Raw genomic sequence first — 15923 nt, 5'->3', positions numbered from 1 at the left:
TAAAGTGAACGGGCCGTGCTTTCCGCGGCGTTCACCACCGCATGAGGAGTCACCGTGACCGACGTTCTGCCCGCAGGTTCCCTGGCCGGAAAGGTCGCGCTCGTAACCGGCTCGTCCCGTGGCATCGGCGCGGACACCGTCCGCTATTTCGCCGAGGCCGGTGCAGACGTCGTCATCAACTTCCGCAACAAGGCTCCGCGTGCCGAGAAGCTCGCGTCGCAGCTGCGCGAGCACGGAGTGCGTGCGCTCGTCGTCGGCGCCGACCTCACCGACCCGGCCTCGGTCGGATCGATGTTCGAGCAGGTCAGTGCCGAGTTCGGCCGTCTCGACATCCTCGTGCTGAACGCATCGGGCGGCATGGAGTCCGGCATGGCCGAGGACTACGCGCTGACGCTGAACCGCGACGCGCAGCTGAACGTGCTGAATGCGGCCCGCCCGCTTCTCGCCGACGGATCGCGGGTCGTGTTCGTCACGAGCCACCAGGCGCACTTCATCCGCACCACGCCCACCATGCCCGAGTACGAGCCGGTCGCGCTGTCCAAGCGCGCTGGCGAGGATGCCCTGCGGGAGCTGATCCCGTCGCTCGAGGAGGAGGGGATCGGCTTCACGGTCGTCTCGGGAGACATGATCGAAGGCACGATCACGGCGACGCTGCTCGAGCGCGCCAACCCCGGCGCCATCTCCGCTCGGCGTGAGGACGCCGGGCGCCTCTACAACGTGTCGGAGTTCGCGGCCGAGGTCGCCAAGGCCGCACTCGACGCGGTTCCCGCCGACAACACCCGTCTTGTCGGCGACACCAGCGGCTTCGTCGCGGAGTAGTCGGTCCGTCAGGCTGCCGGGGCCGCAGCAGCCACCGCGGCCTCGTCACGGCCCAGCGTGATGGCTCGAACGATCTGCATGATGCCGAGCACGACCATCGCGATGCCGAGGACCCACCAGAGCGCTGCGGCGGCCAGCAGCGGAGCGAACAGTACGATGACGCCGGCTGCGATGCTCAGGATCGCGTACAGGATCGTCCACGCCTTCGATCCGTCCTTGTTCAGCAGCGTCAGGGCGACGATTCCGTCGAAGATCCAGCTGACGCCGAGGAAGACGGCGGTGACGACGGCGAGTGTGACCGTGGCTGCAGCGAGATTGGTGAACGCGACCACGCCGGCGACGATGTAGAGCAGACCGAGGACGATGTGGCCGATGCGGGCCCACCCGCCCTTCTTGCCCGAGAAGATCCCCAGGCCGATGTAGACGAGGCCGGCGATGACCAGGTATGACGCGATGATCCCGGTGACGATGAATGCGGTCTTCAGCGGCCAGGCGAGCACCACGATTCCGGCGATGAGAGCGATCGCGCCCGAGACCGCCAGCGTGACCCGAATGGACTTGAACAGCGACTTCGCTTCCGTGAGCGATTCAGACATGAGAAACGCCTCTCTCTGACGATCCTGCGGAGGATGTGCTCAGCGTAGCGCGCTGAAGGTTCTGGATGGGGGAGGTGCGTGGCAGGATCTTCCTCATGACCGACGCGCCACGCCCCGCCGACTCGCACGATCTGATCCGCGTCAGGGGAGCGAGGGAGAACAATCTCAAGGACGTCAGTGTCGACATCCCCAAGAGAAGGCTCACGGTCTTCACCGGCGTCTCGGGCTCCGGCAAGAGCTCGCTCGTCTTCGACACGATCGCAGCTGAGTCGCGTCGCATGATCGATGAGACCTACAGCGCCTTCGTGCAGGGGTTCATGCCCTCGGTGCCGCGGCCCGACGTGGATGTGCTCGAAGGGCTCACCACCGCGATCATCGTCGACCAGGAGCGGCTGGGTGCGAACCCTCGCTCGACGGTCGGCACTGTGACGGATGCCAATGCGATGCTTCGCATCCTGTTCTCGAAACTCGGTCAGCCGTACATCGGCGGCCCGACCGCCTTCTCGTTCAACATCCCGACGCAGCGGGCGAGCGGGGTGATGACGGGCCCGGGCGGCGAGAAGAAGATCGTGAAGGATGCGATCTACCTCGGCGGTATGTGCCCGCGGTGCGAAGGCAGGGGAGCGGTATCGGATCTCGACCTCGCCCAGATCGTGGACGAGTCGAAGTCCCTCGACGAGGGCGCCATCATGGTGCCGGGTTACACCGCGGACGGCTGGATGGTGAAGGGCTTCTCGGCATCCGGCTTCTACCCGGCAGACAAGCCGATCAGCGAGTTCAGCGACAAGCAGCGCCATCTCTTCCTCTACGGCGAGGTCACCAAGGTCAAGATCAGCGGCATCAACATGACCTATGAAGGTCTGATCCCGAAGATAACCAAGGCGATGCTGTCGAAGGACCTCGACGCCCTCCAGCCGCACATCCGCGCGTTCGTGGAGCGCGTGGCATCCTTCACCACCTGCCCCGAGTGCGACGGGACGCGCCTGACGGAAGGCGCGCGGTCGTCCAAGATCGATGGGATCAGCATCGCCGAGGCTTGCCGGATGCAGGTGACCGATCTCGCTGCCTGGGTCAACGGACTCGATCTGCCGGGAGCCGGTCCGCTCCTGGACGCCTTGAAGGCCAACCTGGACGCGTTCGTGACGCTGGGACTCGGATACCTCAGCCTCGAGCGACCGTCCGGCACGCTCAGCGGGGGAGAGGCGCAGCGGATCAAGATGCTGCGCCACCTCGGTTCGTCTCTGACCGATGTCACCTACGTCTTCGACGAGCCGACCATCGGGTTGCATCCGCACGACATCCAGCGGATGAACTCGCTGCTGCTGAAGCTGCGCGACAAGGGCAACACCGTGCTCGTGGTCGAGCACAAGCCGGAGACCATCGCGGTCGGCGACCACGTCGTCGACCTCGGTCCCGCCGCGGGAAGCAGGGGAGGGGAGATCTGCTTCGAGGGGACCGTCGACGGTCTGCGTGCGAGCGAGACGATCACGGGACGCCATCTGGACGATCGGGCGACGGTGAAGACGACGGTCCGGCAGGGGAGAGGTGCCATCGAGGTGCGCGGCGCGTCCACGAACAACCTGCAGGACGTCGACGTCGACATCCCGACCGGTGTGCTCACGGTCGTCACCGGGGTCGCCGGTTCCGGTAAGAGCTCGCTGATCCATGGGTCGGTGTCCAAGCGCGATGGCGTCGTGTCGATCGACCAGAGCGCCATCAAGGGCTCGCGTCGCAGCAATCCGGCGACCTACACCGGGATGCTGGAGCCGATCCGCAAGGCGTTCGCCAAGGCGAACTCGGTCAAGCCGGCGCTGTTCAGCGCGAACTCCGAGGGTGCGTGCCCGTCGTGCAAGGGCTCCGGCGTCATCATCACCGAGCTCGGCTTCATGGACACGATCGAGACGCCGTGCGAGGACTGCGGCGGCAAGCGGTTCCAAGCGGCGGTCCTCGAATACAAGCTCGGCGGCAAGGACATCACCGAGGTGCTGGACCTGTCTGTCGCCGAGGCGCGCGAGTTCTTCTCGCAGCCGGACTCGAAGATCCCGGCTGCCGTGGCGATTCTGGAACGCCTCGACGATGTCGGGCTCGGGTATCTGTCGCTCGGGCAGCCGCTGTCGACGCTGTCCGGCGGCGAGCGTCAGCGCGTCAAACTGGCCATCCAGATGGGCGGTCAGGGCGATGTCTACGTTCTCGACGAGCCGACCTCCGGCCTGCATCTCGCGGACGTCGACAAGATCCTCGGGCTGCTCGACAGACTGGTGGATGCGGGCAAGACGGTCATCGTGATCGAGCATCACCAGGCGGTCATGGCCCACGGGGACTGGATCATCGACGTCGGCCCCGGCGCGGGCCACGCCGGCGGTCGTGTGGTGTTCGAGGGCACGCCGGCCGAGCTCGTCGCTACGAAGCAGACGCTGACGGGGGAGCACCTCGCGGAATATGTCGGCGCCTGAGCGAGCAGAGGCGGAGGACACAGTGGCAGATCAACAGGATCTCGACGATCGGATCCAGGCGTACTACGGCGGCGCGTTCGATGAGCACGCCAGGCTTCGTTCCCGCTCGGCGCAAGGACGACTGGAGCATCGGCGGGTGCAGGAGCTCGTCTGCGACCGCGTCGCAGCCGGTGCGCGCATCCTCGACATCGGCGGCGGCACCGGCGCGCATGCGATCACCCTTCAGGGTCGTGGGTACGCCGTGTCGCTCATCGATCCTGTTGCGCAGCACGTGTCCGTCGCCGGGGAAGCGGGTCTCGACGCTCAGGTGGGCGACGCGCGTGATCTTCCCTTCGAGGATGCTTCGTTCGCCGCGACTCTGATGCTGGGGCCCTTGTACCACCTGCGCGCCGCATCCGACCGGCGTCGCGCGATCGAGGAAGCGCGCCGTGTGACCGACTCCGGTGGGTGGATCTTCGCGGGGGCGATTTCACGATATGTCGCGTTTGGTCAGATCTTTCTGACGCGGGATCCCGCTGAAGCGGACGTCGAGGAATGGGTCGCTCTGCTGCGAGATGGTGCTCCGTCGAGGCGACTGCGATTTCCGGCCGGACATTTCCACACGGCGGAGTCGCTGGAGCGGGAGCTGCTGGAGGCGGGCGTCGTCGACGTGCATGTCCATGGCGTCGAAGGACCGGCCGGCGTGTTCATGGAGCAGTTGCCAGTGGACGTCGATCCGGAGCTGCAGAGTGCCGCGGCGCGTCTGGCGGATGCTGCGTCCGAGCACGCCGGTGTGAGAGACATGAGCGCCCACCTGTTGGCGATCGGTCGCGTTCCGTAACGAGTGCCCGCTTGATCGCGGTAACGCCGATAATGCACATTATGTCAGTACACGAGAACGACCACCCCTCCCTTCCGTCCCGTAGTCTTCCTCGCATGCCGAAGAATGCCGCAGAGCTGCACCCGCACGATTCTGCGTGGCTGACACGCGCATCCGGGCAGCTGGAAGCGATTGCCCAATCCCCGGCGTGGATGTCGCGATCTACGACCACATCGGATCGACATCCGTACCGGTCTACGGGCGAAGCCATTCATCGATCTGCAGGTTCGATTGCTGCGATGCCGGACGTTCGGGAGCTCTCTGACCGGCTGGGTCCACTCGGCTACGCGCAGGCCCACGGATCGCGGCCCGACTCCCCTGGTGTCTACCGCGACGTCCCGCGCGGCGACGAGGCGGTACCGGACGAGGTCTGGGACAAGAGCATCTTCACCAACGACGATGTGCAGGCGATCGTGCACATCCGTCGCGCCGACTCTCCCTGGGGCCGGTACACCGTCTGGTTCCGCGACTGGGTGCGTGCCCATCCGCAGGAGCGCGAACGCTACGAAGACCTCAAGGTCCGACTCTCAGAGGCGAACGCGGGAAAGCCCGACTACGACGACTACACCCGCGCGAAGACGGTGTTCTTCGATGAGGTGCAGGACGCGTTCACGGCGTGGGCTCGGAAGAGCCATCCAGTCTCATCGCGCCGCTCCCCTGGTGCGCGTCATCACAGGCCACAGCGGTCCGACGGGGGCACCCCCAGCGCGCGAAGAGCCTGAAAGCGCACCCGTTCGTTCGTGTCAGCGACGAGCGCAGCGACAGCGCCGTGCGGATCGTCGAGTTCATGCCGGATGATCACTTTGAGCGCCATCTCCCGAACTCGCCACGCCTCGTCGTTCAGCGCGTGCAGAACACTGAGTTCGCGGGCGGACCGAGATGCAGAAGTCCTCGAGCACCCCACACACGCGCCCAGTGACTCGGCCAGCCGATTGTGCCGCACAGCCACGCGATGTCGGGATAGCGCGGATCGTCATCCAGTGCGTCACCCCGCAACAGCGCCTCACACCAGTCGATGAGGACGTCCCGCCCGAACAGTTCCGCTGCTTTGCGCGCGTTCGCAGCCGGCCCTAGCCGACGATCCGGGATCGCGTCCATGAGTCGACGGTAGCGCGACCTCGTGCATCCGTAGGATGAGTTGGTGCGGATCCTGACCTCGCTCGCGCGCTTCAACGCCGCCCACCCCTGGTCCCACAACGATGCGTACGCAGCCTTTGTGCTCAGAAACGCCAAGGCCGTTCGACGGCGCGGCGGTGTGAGCGCGCTGGACGTCGGATGCGGTACCGGCAATCTCGTCGAGCGGCTCTCGGCGATCTTTCCGCACGTGATCGGCATCGAACTCGACGTCGACGTCGCTGCGGCCGCGGCCCATCGATTCGAGATGACGGATGCCGTCACCATCCAGCAGCGCCCGTTCGGCGGCGAAGCGGAAGGCGCATACGATCTGATCGTGTTCGTCGCGTCCCTGCACCACATGCGGCTGGAGGACGCACTCCTCGATGCACGAGCATCCTTGCGCACAGGAGGTCGTATCGTGATCGTCGGTGTCGCGAGCGAAACCCGATCCGACAGGCTCCGAAGCGCAGCATCCCTCGTCCTCAATCCGCTGGTCGGATTCATCCGACACCCGCGACGCGCGCCGGCCACTCCCCTGCACATGCAGGCACCCACCGTCGACGCGCGGCAGACTTTCGACCAGATCCAAGCGGTCGCGCATCGCCTGCTCCCCAGCATCCGGATGCGACGGCGTCTGTTCTGGCGGTACACCGCGGTATGGGAGGACCCCCGATGACACTTGAGCCAGACCAGGTCACCGTGCGCACGTGGGCCGGCGATGCCGACGAGCTCGCACAGGCCGCCGAGCTTTACGCCGTTGTGTTCTCCGAGGCGCCGTACGATGAGGACCCCGCTGCCAGCCGTGCGTCGTTCTTGGCTCGCGTCGACACGTACGGGCGTACCAAGCCGGACTTCCGGTTGGTTCTCGCCACGCGTGACGACGAGATCGCCGGACTCGCGCTCGGCAGCGGGATCAGCGCCGGCGACTGGTGGCGCGACCGCATCACCCCGCAGTTGCCGCCTGCCACCGCCGCGACCTGGTTCGGGGAATCGGCGTTCGCCGTGGTCGAGCTCGCGACCGCGCCGCAGCATCGTCGGGCGGGCGTCGCACGATCGCTCCTGCGCGCACTCACCCATGGCCTCCCCTACTCCACCGCGGTTCTGACCGCCTACTCCGAAGCCAGCCGAGCGCGAGAGTTCTACGTCCGGCAAGGCTGGGCGGAGGTCGCGACAGCGCTGCATCTGGGCGAATCACCCGAACTCTGTCTGTATGGCCTGCGATTGGGCAGCGCCCAGCACGAGTAGCGTGGAAGGGTGCCCGATGTCACCCGCTCCCCTGTCTCCACACCCGGGTGGCGCAGCTGGCTGATCTGGTCGGTCGGCGTCGCAGCGTATGTGCTCGCCATCGCGAACCGGACCTCGCTCGGGGCGGTCGGCGTCGACGCCGCCGAGCGCTTCCAGGCGGATGCTGCGACGCTCTCGCTATTCGCTGTCGTGCAGCTCGCCGTCTACGGCGGCATGCAGATCCCGATCGGCGTCGCCCTCGACCGCTACGGAGCACGGCCGATCATCACCCTGGGCATGGTCCTCATGGCCGCAGGTCAGCTGACGATGGCGCTCTCCCCCAGCATCGGCATCGCGATCCTCGCTCGGGTCCTTCTCGGCGCGGGCGACGCCATGGTGTTCCCCGCTGTCCTGCGTCTGGTCGCGACATGGTTCCCGGCGCAGCGCGGTCCGCTCATGGTGCAGCTCACCGGCGTGCTCGGGCAGAGCGGGCAGCTCGTCGCGCTGATCCCGGTCGCGGCCCTCCTCCACGCCACGACGTGGACGATCACCTTCGGCAGCATCGCCGGTCTCGGCATCCTCTTCGCGATCCTCGTGTTCGCCGTGATCCGCAACCGCCCTCCCGAGGCCGCCGCCGACGTCACCGTCAACACCGACACCGGTGTCGTGCGCGTCGTCACATCAGCCGTGGACACCGGCATCGGAATCCGCGCGGCCTGGGCGCACCCTGGCACCCGCTTGGCGTTCTGGTCGCACTTCGCGACACCGTTCGCCGGCACAGCGTTCGTCCTGTTGTGGGGCATGCCTTTCCTCACCGCCGGCGAAGGGCTCTCCCCCACTGAAGCAGCGACCCTGATCTCGGTATATGTCGCTGTCGGCATGCTTTTGGGCCCTATCCTGGGCGAGCTCTCGCGGCGCATTCCGAATCGGCGATCGCTTGCGCTGGTGATCCCCACGGTCACGGTTCAGCTGCTCGCCTGGGTGGCAGTCATCGGCTACCCAGGGCCGGCGCCGCTGTGGCTTCTCTACGTGCTCGCGGTCGCGCTCGCGTCGGGCGGCCCCGCGTCGATGATCGCCTTCGATCATGCCCGCACGCACAACCCTGCGCATCGGCTCAGCACCGCGACCGGGCTGACGAACGCGGGCGGATTCATCGCGGCGCTGCTCGCGGTCTTCCTCATCGGCATAGCGCTCGACCTGCAGGGGGCCGGAACCCCCGACACCTACTCGCTTGACGCGTTCCGCCTGGCGTTCCTCATGCAGGTGCCGCTGTGGCTGCTCGGAATGACGTTCATCCTCATCGAACGCAAGCACACCAGGATCCGCATGGGACTGGACCCGGAGCGGACTCGGCGCTCACGGGTCCAGTAGAGGGGTCAGGCCGCTTCAGAGCCCTGCTGCATCGTCGGGCGCGCTGGTGGTGCGACGGGTCGTCTGCGACCCGGAAGCGGGGTCCACGGTCGTCTGGCTGATGGAATTGCTCTGCCGACGCCGGGCGACCAGGATCAGCCCGATGATGAAGATCACGGCTCCTGCACCCATGAGGATGTAGCCGATCATGTCGAGGTTCGCCCATTCCACCTCGACGTTGATCGCGAACGCCAGAATGGCGCCGATCACGAACAACACGATTCCTGTACCGATGCTCATGGTCTTCCCTTCCGGTGCCGCGTTTCGGCACACGTCCAGGGGCCACGCCCCTGTGAGACCTCGATACTGGCAGGAAGACCGCTCACGCGGCAACGGGTTGACAGGGTATCGCGACGTACGGCATAGGTCAGTCAGCGCACGAGGGATTGGAAGGTCTCGAGGATCAGCTCGACGCTCACGGGTGAGGGCACATCCGTGTCGCCGTACTCGAACTCCGCGAGTTCCACTCCCCTGACCTGATCACGCAGCGCCGTGAAGACATCCGCGATCTGGTGAGGGCGGAGGCCGCCCGGCACGCGGTAGGCGGCGGGGATGTACCCCGGCTCGAGAACGTCCCAGTCCACGTGGATCCAGACGTCCCGACCAGCAACGAGTTCGGCGACGCGCGCCGCCGTCACCTCTGCGGGGGCGAGCACGCGCACACCGGCGGACGACAGCAGCTCGCCTTCGGCCTCATCGATATCGCGTCCGCCGACGACGATGACCTGCTCAGGATCCAGCCCGGCGCCGTGACCGCTGTCCCACAGGCCGCACGCCGCAGCCAGCACCATGCCCCCGAGATATCCGGACTCCGTGGTCTCGGGCGTGTTGAAGTCTCCGTGCGCGTCGATCCACAGCACGACGGCATCCGGAAAACGCTGAGCCACGGTCGGCAGCGTCCCCAGGCTCGCGGCGCAGGTGTTCGTGAGCAGCACGGGGGTGTCGCCGGCATCCAATGAATCCGCGACGGCATCGCGAAGGCCGTGCAGCGTGTCCTGAGCGGCCGGAAGCGCGGCCGTCCAGTCGTCGATGCGGCCCGCCTCCGGCGATCCGGTGACGACTGCGGTCGTGCCCAGATACTCCTCCAACGCGTCCGCCGCAGCTCGCGCTCCGAGCAGCGCACCGTCCGTGCGGTCGGCGACGCGACCCTGCGAGACGATGAGCCCGAAGTTCCGTGTCGAATCATTCACCTGCGTCATGCTCTCTCCTTCTGCGAACCCGTCATCGTCCGCGTGGCGTCCACCCCGAGGGCAGCGCACCGTCCGTGTCTCCGCGCTCAGCATCCACCGATGCGGACCAGCCCTGTGCGGCATCGACCGTGTCGAAGCCGCCACGCGCGAGACGCATCCCGACATCCTCGTGGTGCATGCGCGGCGCTCCGCCACGGCGGACCGAGGCTCGCACGCTCCACGCGTCGTCGCTGTACCCGCCACCGCGAAACACGCGGTACTCGTCGTAGCGGGCCGGATCCAGCAGGTCCCAGCACCACTCCCACACGTTGCCGAGCGTGTCGAACAGACCGAACAGATTCGGTAGCCGCGCACCGACATTCTGCGGGCTGCTGACGCCATCGGCCGAGGTCCATGCGATATCGGTCAACGGTCCGTAGTGCGGTGCTGTCGAGCCCGCCCGGCAGGCGTACTCCCACTCGGCCTCCGTGGGCAGTCGGTACCCGTCGCTGTCGACGTGCCACGTGACCTGCTCGCCGTCGAACGAGTAGGCGCGGTCGAGGCCCTCCCACTCGGATGCCGCGTTGCAGAAGCGGATCGCGCGCAGCCAGCTGAGATCGGATGCCGGGCGCCGCGGATGCTGGGCCGTAATGCCGAGCACTTCGGCGAACTGCTCCTCGGTCACCGCGTACGCCCCGATCTCGAAGGATTCGAGATCGACGGTCCGCCGGGTCCTCGTGCGCGCATCGTGCAATGTCACCGTGCCCGCAGGGATGCGTGCCATCTCGAAGTCGCTCACGCTGCGCCGCTCTCGGTACGAGCAGGGACGCGCACGGCGAAGACGCGCATGAAGTACTGGCAGAGCGGCCCTACGAGCAGGGCGAACGCCAGGGTTCCGATCCCCACATTGCCGCCGAGCGACCACCCGACCGCGACCACGACGATCTCGAGGCTCGTGCGCACGATCCAGATCGGCCACCCGGTGCGCCTGTGCAGGCCGGTCATGAGGCCGTCGCGCGGTCCTGGCCCGAAGTGAGCCCCGATGTAGAGACCGGTCGCAGCGGCGAGGACGAGCAGGCCGATCACGAAGAAGCAGACGCGCAGCCAGAGCGGCTGCCCCGTGGGGATGAGGAACAAGCCCACGTCAGCGGATGGCCCGACGAGCAGCGCGTTCAGCAGCGTGCCGATGCCGTACCGCTGCCGCAGCGGCAGCCACAGCAGCAGCACGACGACGCTCGTCAGGATCGTGATCACCCCGAACGTCAACGGCACGTGGCGCGCGATCCCCTGCGAAAGGACGTCCCACGGGGCGGCACCGATCTCGCCGCGAACCATGAAGGCGATGCCGATGCCGTACAGGAAGAGGCCGATGAGCAGCTGCGCGATCCGACGAGGGAGCCGACGGCCGCGCACGCGGCTCACTGCGGAGCTCTTTCCACCCAGGTCGGATACTTGGGTGTTCGTCCGTCGCCGGACGAGGTGCGCGTGAGCCGGCGCTTGACCCAGGGTCCGACGTGCTGACGGTAGTACGCCAGTCCAGAGGCGCCGCCGATCTGCGACGCCGGGGACCACCACGCCGCCGGCGGTTCGTAGCCGAGCCCTTGGAGCACGCGCGCGGCGACGCGGTGGTGCCCGTTGGCGTTCATGTGCAGCCGGTCCTCCGACCAGTAGGCGCCGGTCGAGAGCTCGCGATCGGGCCAGTTCAGGGCGCGGATCACGTCGTCACGGTCGGCGACCCTGCGCAGCACCGCGGCAGACAGCTCGTCGCCACGACGCTGGATCAGGGATCCCATCGGAAGCTGGCCCGCCGGGTTGGCGCCCGACAGCAGGATCAGGGTGACGCCCTCCTCGTCGCAGCGCCGGAGCACGCGCGAGAAGGTATCGGCGATGTGCTCTATACGCGTGCGGGGCCGCAGCATGTCATTGCCCCCGCCGTTGAACGACAGGTGCGTCGGCCGCAGTGCGAGCGCCGGCTCGAGCTGCTCCTCTACGATGGGCCAGGCGAGCTTGCCTCTGATGGCGAAGTTCGCGTACTGGATCGGGTGGCCGACAGCATCCGCCCAGCCCTGGGCTGCGATATCGGCCCAACCGCGTACGCGACCATCCGGCAGCTCATCACCGACGCCCTCGGTGAACGAATCACCGATCGCCACGAACCTCACACCACTCACTCAGCCAGCCTATTCCCGTTCGGGGGGCCGCGCGTCACCGGTCGTCGAGCGCCTGTCCACGGCGATCGACGAGTCCCCATGCTGCAAGCGCTGCGACCACGAAGAACGCGGCGAACACGACGAAGAGCAGCGGCGCTCCCCCGGCGACGAGCAACGAGGGAACGAGCAGTGGCGCCACGATCGACGCGATCCGGCCGACGCCTGCCGCCCAGCCTGACCCGGTGCCGCGCAGCGACGTCGGATAGATCTCCGGCGTCACAGCGTACAGCGCACCCCAGGCTCCGAGATTGAAGAACGACAGCGCCATGCCGGAGGCGATGATTGCGGCTTCGCCGCTCGCCGTTCCGAAGAGGATGGCGGACACGGCCGACCCGACGAGGAAGACGGACAAGGTCGCCCGCCTCCCCCACACCTCGATGAGCCAGGCCGCGACCGCGTAGCCGGGAAGCTGCGCCAGCGTGATGATGAGCGTGAACCCGAAGGAGCGGACGAGGTCGTACCCGGCATCGACGAGGATGCTCGGGATCCAGATGAAGGCGCCGTAGTAGGCGAAGTTCACGCAGAACCAGACCAGCCAGATGCACAGCGTGCGCACGCGGAACTCGGTGGACCACAGCGTGCTGAGCCGTGCCGCCGCCGACGCGGCGATCACCCTGGTCGGTCCGGAACGCGGTGCCGGGCTCGCCACGACGCCGGCGTCGGCCTCGAACTTCGCGACGATCCGCTCCGCCTCTGCGAACTTGCCGCGCGAGGCGAGCCAGCGCGGCGATTCCGGCAGGCCCCAGCGCACGATCAGAGCGTAGAGCGCCGGGACCGCGCCGAGCGCGAAAGCCCAGCGCCAGCCGTCGGCGGATGCCGGGATGACGAAATAGCCGATCAGTGCGGCAGCCGTCCAGCCCACCGCCCAGAACGCCTCGAGGATCACGATCAAGCGGCCGCGGATCCTGGCCGGTGCGAACTCGCTTACGTACGTCGATGCGACGGGCAGCTCGGCGCCGAGGCCCAGTCCGACGAAGAAGCGCAGCACCAGCAGAATCGCCACGCCGCCGGCCAGGGCGCTCGCGCCGGTCGCGAGGCCATAGACGAGCAGGGTGATCGCGAACACCTGACGACGCCCGAACCGGTCTGCCAACAGTCCGCCGAGACTCGCCCCGAGCGCCATGCCGATGAAGCCGACCGATGCGATCCAGCCGCTTTCGGTCTTCGTGATGTCCCAGTGCTGGGCGAGCGCTGCGAGGATGAACGAGATGAGCCCGACGTCCATGGCGTCCAGGGCCCAACCGAGGCCGGAGCCGGTGAGCAGGCGCAGGTGGCGGCGGGTGAACGGCAGGTCATCGAGCCGGTGTGCGAGCGTCGCCCGGCTCGGCACGGCCTCGGTCATGCGAGCAGCTCTCGCACGCGCGGGATGACCTCGGTGCCGTACAGCTCGATGCTGCGCATCATCTGATCATGGCCGAGTGTGCCGGTCGCGTACTTGAGGTCGAAGCGGCCGATCCCGAGCGTGCGGATCGTGCCCGCGATCTTCTCCGCGACGCGCTCGGGCGAACCGGAGTAGATCGCCCCCGCCTCGCCGACGTCGTTCTGGAACCGGGCGCGACTGTACGGCGGCCACCCGCGCTCCTTGCCGATGGTGCTGTTCATCGACTCGAACCCCGGGTACGCGGCCTCCCACGCCTCTTCGTCGGTTGCAGCGATATGGCCGGGCGAATGGACGGCGATCGGATGCTCCGTCGTCCCGAATGTCGTGACCGAGCGATGGTAGAGATCCACGAACGGCTTGAAGCGCGCCGCTGGGCCGCCGATGATCGCGAGCATGAGCCCCAGTCCGTGCCGGGCCACGCGGACGACCGACTCCGGACTGCCGCCCACACCCACCCATGTGCGAAGACCGTTCTCGGTCTTCGGGAACACGTCCGCCCCCTCCAAGCTCGGCCGCATCGTGCCCGACCAGATTACCGGCTGCTCCTTCAGAAGCTCGACGAACAGCTCGAGCTTCTCCTCGAACAACGCCTCGTAGTCGCGCAGGTCGAATCCGAACAGCGGGAAGGACTCGATGAACGAACCGCGACCGAGCACGACCTCCGCACGACCGGATGACACGGCATCCAGCGTCGCGAAACGCTCGAACACGCGGACCGGATCATCCGAGGAGAGCACCGTCACCGCTGTTCCGAGACGGATGCGCTGCGTTTTCGATGCGATCGCGGCGAGGACCATCTCGGGCGCCGACACGGCGAACTCGGTGCGGTGGTGCTCCCCCACTCCGAAGAAGTCCACGCCAACGCTGTCCGCCAGTTCCGCTTGTGCGACGATGTTCCGGATCGTCTGCGCGGCCGTCAGCAGCTGCCCGTCAGCGTCACGGGTGATGTCGCCGAACGTGTCGAGACCGAACTCGATGTCCATGCCTACTTCTTCAGCAGAGCCGTGCGCAGAGTGTCCAGCCCGACACCGCCCATGTCGAGCGCGCGCTTGTGGAAGCTCTTGATGTCGAATCCGTCGCCCTGCTCGGCCTGGTACGCATCGCGGACCTGCTCCCAGATCCGCTGGCCGACCTTGTACGACGGCGCCTGTCCGGGCCAGCCGAGGTATCGATTGACCTCGAACTGCACGAACTCATCCGACATGTTCACGTTCTGGCGCATGAAGTCGAGAGCGTAGTCGGCCTCCCAGATGCCGTCCCCGTCAGGCCGGGCCTTGCCGAGGTGAACGCCGATGTCGAGCACGACGCGAGCGGCTCGCATGCGCTGGCCGTCGAGCATGCCGAGGCGATCCGCCGGGTCGTCGAGGTATCCGAGCTGCTGCATCAGCCGCTCGGCGTACAGGGCCCAGCCCTCTGCGTGACCCGAGGTTCCGGCGAGCAGACGCCGCCAGGAGTTGAGCTCCGCACGGTTGTACACCGCCTGCGCGATCTGCAGGTGATGGCCCGGGACGCCCTCGTGATAGACCGTCGTCAGCTCGCGCCAGGTGTCGAACTCGGTCACGCCCTCCGGCACGGACCACCACATGCGCCCTGGACGCGAGAAGTCGTCTGTCGGGCCGGTGTAGTAGATGCCGCCCTCCTGCGTGGGAGCGATCATGCACTCGATCGTGCGGATCTTCTCGGGGATGTCGAAGTGCGTCGCTGCGAGCTCGGCGACGGCCCGGTCGCTGGTCTCCTGCATCCACTTCTGGAGCGCCTCGGTGCCGTGCAGCTTGCGCGACGGGTCGGCCTCCAGATGAGCGACGGCCTCCTCGACGGTGGATCCGGGCAGAATCTCGTTCGCGATCGCGGTCTGCTCTGCGACCATGCGTGCGAGCTCTTCTCGACCCCACTCGTACGTCTCGTCGAGGTCGATCTTCGCTCCGAGGAACCGCCGGGAATGCAGTGCGTAGACGTCGCGACCTACCGCGTCGACGTCGGATGCCGCTGGTGCCAGTGTTCCGACGAGGAAGTCGCGCAGCTCGTCGTAGGCGACGCGGGCGGCCGACGCGCTGTCGGCGAGATCACGGGCGAGGGATGCGGGAAGCCCGCCCTCGGCCGGTGCGGCATCGGCGACGAAGGAGGCGAAGAATCCGTCATCCGCGGTGTAGCGGACGATCTGACCCGCGACTTCGACGACCTGCCGCCGGGCAGGGACCACGCCGCTGTCGATGCCCTGACGGAGCGTTGCCGCGTAGCCGCGCAGAGCAGCAGGGACCGCCGCGAGGCGCTTGGCGATCGTCTCCCAGTCATCGGCTGTCGCCGTGGGCATCAGATCGTAGACCTGACGGACGTCCTGGGCTGCGGAGGCGATCACGTTCAGATCGCGCAGGTGCCATTGCGCGTCGTCGAACTCCAGCTCGAGGTCGAGCTCGCTCAGCAGATCGGTCTTCGTGACCTCGTCGATGGGGTCGGACGGGTTGAGCGCGGCAAGCTCATCGCGGGTCTGCCGCACGGCGGCGATGTAGCGCTCGTGCCCTTCGGGGCTGAGGTCGCCGTAGCGGTCGTTCCCCTCGTCGCGGCCGATATAGGTGCCGAGAGTCGGGTCGAGGTCTGCGAGGGTGTCGACCCACTTGTCAGCGACCTTGTCGATGGCTGTGGGTGTGCGCGGGGTTTGCGTCATGAAGTTCAGCGTAGCGCCGCGCCG

Annotated in this window: 17 protein-coding genes; 7 read left to right on the top strand and 10 right to left on the bottom strand. The window is 67.3% G+C overall.

The features are described from left to right. The first annotated feature begins 54 nt into the window (after positions 1 to 54). On the top strand, positions 55 to 819 hold the full coding sequence (locus LQZ87_RS09645; RefSeq protein ID WP_230103253.1) for an SDR family oxidoreductase: 765 nt from the start codon (positions 55 to 57) through the stop codon (positions 817 to 819). An 8-nt stretch (positions 820 to 827) separates the two neighbouring features. Here LQZ87_RS09645 and LQZ87_RS09640 read toward each other — a convergent pair whose 3' ends face one another. After that, on the bottom strand, positions 828 to 1415 hold the full coding sequence (locus LQZ87_RS09640; RefSeq protein ID WP_230103252.1) for a DUF308 domain-containing protein: 588 nt from the start codon (positions 1413 to 1415) through the stop codon (positions 828 to 830). A gap of 95 nt (positions 1416 to 1510) precedes the next feature. Between LQZ87_RS09640 and LQZ87_RS09635 the strand changes: the two genes are divergently transcribed. The 3 genes from LQZ87_RS09635 (at position 1511) to LQZ87_RS09625 (ending at position 5449) form a co-directional block, all read left to right on the top strand. Continuing rightward, positions 1511 to 3868: an excinuclease ABC subunit UvrA gene (locus LQZ87_RS09635; RefSeq protein ID WP_230103251.1), complete on the top strand. Its 2358-nt coding sequence runs from the start codon at positions 1511 to 1513 to the stop codon at positions 3866 to 3868. A 22-nt stretch (positions 3869 to 3890) separates the two neighbouring features. After that, positions 3891 to 4688: a class I SAM-dependent methyltransferase gene (locus tag LQZ87_RS09630; RefSeq protein ID WP_230103250.1), complete on the top strand. Its 798-nt coding sequence runs from the start codon at positions 3891 to 3893 to the stop codon at positions 4686 to 4688. 278 nt (positions 4689 to 4966) lie between these two features. After that, the gene (locus LQZ87_RS09625) at positions 4967 to 5449 is read left to right on the top strand and encodes a GrpB family protein (RefSeq protein WP_230103249.1); all 483 of its coding nucleotides are present in this window, start codon (positions 4967 to 4969) and stop codon (positions 5447 to 5449) included. Positions 5450 to 5567: 118 nt separating this feature from the next. Here the strand turns inward: LQZ87_RS09625 and LQZ87_RS09620 are convergent, their stop codons facing one another. After that, positions 5568 to 5825 (bottom strand): hypothetical protein, encoded by a 258-nt coding sequence (locus LQZ87_RS09620; RefSeq protein WP_230103248.1) that lies wholly within the window; start codon positions 5823 to 5825, stop codon positions 5568 to 5570. A 43-nt stretch (positions 5826 to 5868) separates the two neighbouring features. On the opposite strand from LQZ87_RS09620, the gene LQZ87_RS09615 reads away from it, so the two are divergent. From LQZ87_RS09615 to LQZ87_RS09605, 3 genes are read left to right on the top strand one after another with little or no spacing between them, the layout of a single operon-like run. Further along, positions 5869 to 6519: a class I SAM-dependent methyltransferase gene (locus tag LQZ87_RS09615; RefSeq protein WP_230103247.1), complete on the top strand. Its 651-nt coding sequence runs from the start codon at positions 5869 to 5871 to the stop codon at positions 6517 to 6519. Next, positions 6516 to 7088 (top strand): GNAT family N-acetyltransferase, encoded by a 573-nt coding sequence (locus tag LQZ87_RS09610; RefSeq protein ID WP_230103246.1) that lies wholly within the window; start codon positions 6516 to 6518, stop codon positions 7086 to 7088. The genes LQZ87_RS09615 and LQZ87_RS09610 overlap by 4 nt, the downstream gene beginning before the upstream one ends. Positions 7089 to 7097: 9 nt before the next feature. After that, positions 7098 to 8438: an MFS transporter gene (locus LQZ87_RS09605; RefSeq protein WP_230103245.1), complete on the top strand. Its 1341-nt coding sequence runs from the start codon at positions 7098 to 7100 to the stop codon at positions 8436 to 8438. Positions 8439 to 8453: 15 nt separating this feature from the next. On the opposite strand, the gene LQZ87_RS09600 is transcribed toward LQZ87_RS09605, so the two are convergent. From LQZ87_RS09600 to LQZ87_RS09565, 8 genes are all read right to left on the bottom strand, one after another. Next, a complete protein-coding gene (locus LQZ87_RS09600; protein ID WP_230103244.1) occupies positions 8454 to 8717 on the bottom strand; it encodes a DUF6458 family protein in 264 nt (87 codons plus the stop codon). 131 nt (positions 8718 to 8848) lie between these two features. Next, positions 8849 to 9676: an arginase family protein gene (locus LQZ87_RS09595; RefSeq protein WP_230103243.1), complete on the bottom strand. Its 828-nt coding sequence runs from the start codon at positions 9674 to 9676 to the stop codon at positions 8849 to 8851. A gap of 22 nt (positions 9677 to 9698) precedes the next feature. Continuing rightward, positions 9699 to 10445, bottom strand: coding sequence for an SUMF1/EgtB/PvdO family nonheme iron enzyme (locus LQZ87_RS09590; RefSeq protein WP_230103242.1), 747 nt, complete (start codon positions 10443 to 10445; stop codon positions 9699 to 9701). Next, entirely contained in the window at positions 10442 to 11068 is a 627-nt protein-coding gene (locus LQZ87_RS09585) for a hypothetical protein (RefSeq protein ID WP_230103241.1), read from the bottom strand. The genes LQZ87_RS09590 and LQZ87_RS09585 overlap by 4 nt, the downstream gene beginning before the upstream one ends. Continuing rightward, entirely contained in the window at positions 11065 to 11817 is a 753-nt protein-coding gene (locus LQZ87_RS09580) for an SGNH/GDSL hydrolase family protein (protein ID WP_230103240.1), read from the bottom strand. The genes LQZ87_RS09585 and LQZ87_RS09580 overlap by 4 nt, the downstream gene beginning before the upstream one ends. 34 nt (positions 11818 to 11851) lie before the next feature. Beyond that, positions 11852 to 13198, bottom strand: a complete 1347-nt coding sequence (locus tag LQZ87_RS09575) for an MFS transporter (protein WP_230103239.1) — start codon at positions 13196 to 13198, stop codon at positions 11852 to 11854. Beyond that, positions 13195 to 14220 (bottom strand): LLM class flavin-dependent oxidoreductase, encoded by a 1026-nt coding sequence (locus LQZ87_RS09570; RefSeq protein ID WP_230103238.1) that lies wholly within the window; start codon positions 14218 to 14220, stop codon positions 13195 to 13197. Before LQZ87_RS09570 ends, LQZ87_RS09575 begins: the two co-directional genes overlap by 4 nt. Positions 14221 to 14222: 2 nt before the next feature. Next, complete coding sequence (locus LQZ87_RS09565) at positions 14223 to 15899, bottom strand: DUF885 domain-containing protein (protein ID WP_230103237.1); 1677 nt, start codon at positions 15897 to 15899, stop codon at positions 14223 to 14225. Positions 15900 to 15923: the final 24 nt, after the last annotated feature.

Source organism: Microbacterium sp. Bi121 (assembly GCF_918698005.1).
GTDB lineage: Bacteria > Actinomycetota > Actinomycetes > Actinomycetales > Microbacteriaceae > Microbacterium.
The sequence above is the reverse complement of the archived record's forward strand: the minus strand, read 5'-3'. Positions and strand labels throughout refer to the sequence as shown.

Bases quoted from the DNA above. Each gene is read 5' to 3' on its own strand.
- LQZ87_RS09610 (WP_230103246.1), top strand. From the start codon at position 6,516: ATGACACTTGAGCCAGACCAGGTCACCGTGCGCACGTGGGCCGGCGAT.
- LQZ87_RS09575 (WP_230103239.1), bottom strand. From the start codon at position 13,198: ATGACCGAGGCCGTGCCGAGCCGGGCGACGCTCGCACACCGGCTCGAT.
- LQZ87_RS09600 (WP_230103244.1), bottom strand. From the start codon at position 8,717: ATGAGCATCGGTACAGGAATCGTGTTGTTCGTGATCGGCGCCATTCTG.
- LQZ87_RS09635 (WP_230103251.1), top strand. From the start codon at position 1,511: ATGACCGACGCGCCACGCCCCGCCGACTCGCACGATCTGATCCGCGTC.
- LQZ87_RS09640 (WP_230103252.1), bottom strand. From the start codon at position 1,415: ATGTCTGAATCGCTCACGGAAGCGAAGTCGCTGTTCAAGTCCATTCGG.
- LQZ87_RS09565 (WP_230103237.1), bottom strand. From the start codon at position 15,899: ATGACGCAAACCCCGCGCACACCCACAGCCATCGACAAGGTCGCTGAC.
- LQZ87_RS09620 (WP_230103248.1), bottom strand. From the start codon at position 5,825: ATGGACGCGATCCCGGATCGTCGGCTAGGGCCGGCTGCGAACGCGCGC.
- LQZ87_RS09625 (WP_230103249.1), top strand. From the start codon at position 4,967: ATGCCGGACGTTCGGGAGCTCTCTGACCGGCTGGGTCCACTCGGCTAC.
- LQZ87_RS09595 (WP_230103243.1), bottom strand. From the start codon at position 9,676: ATGACGCAGGTGAATGATTCGACACGGAACTTCGGGCTCATCGTCTCG.
- LQZ87_RS09570 (WP_230103238.1), bottom strand. From the start codon at position 14,220: ATGGACATCGAGTTCGGTCTCGACACGTTCGGCGACATCACCCGTGAC.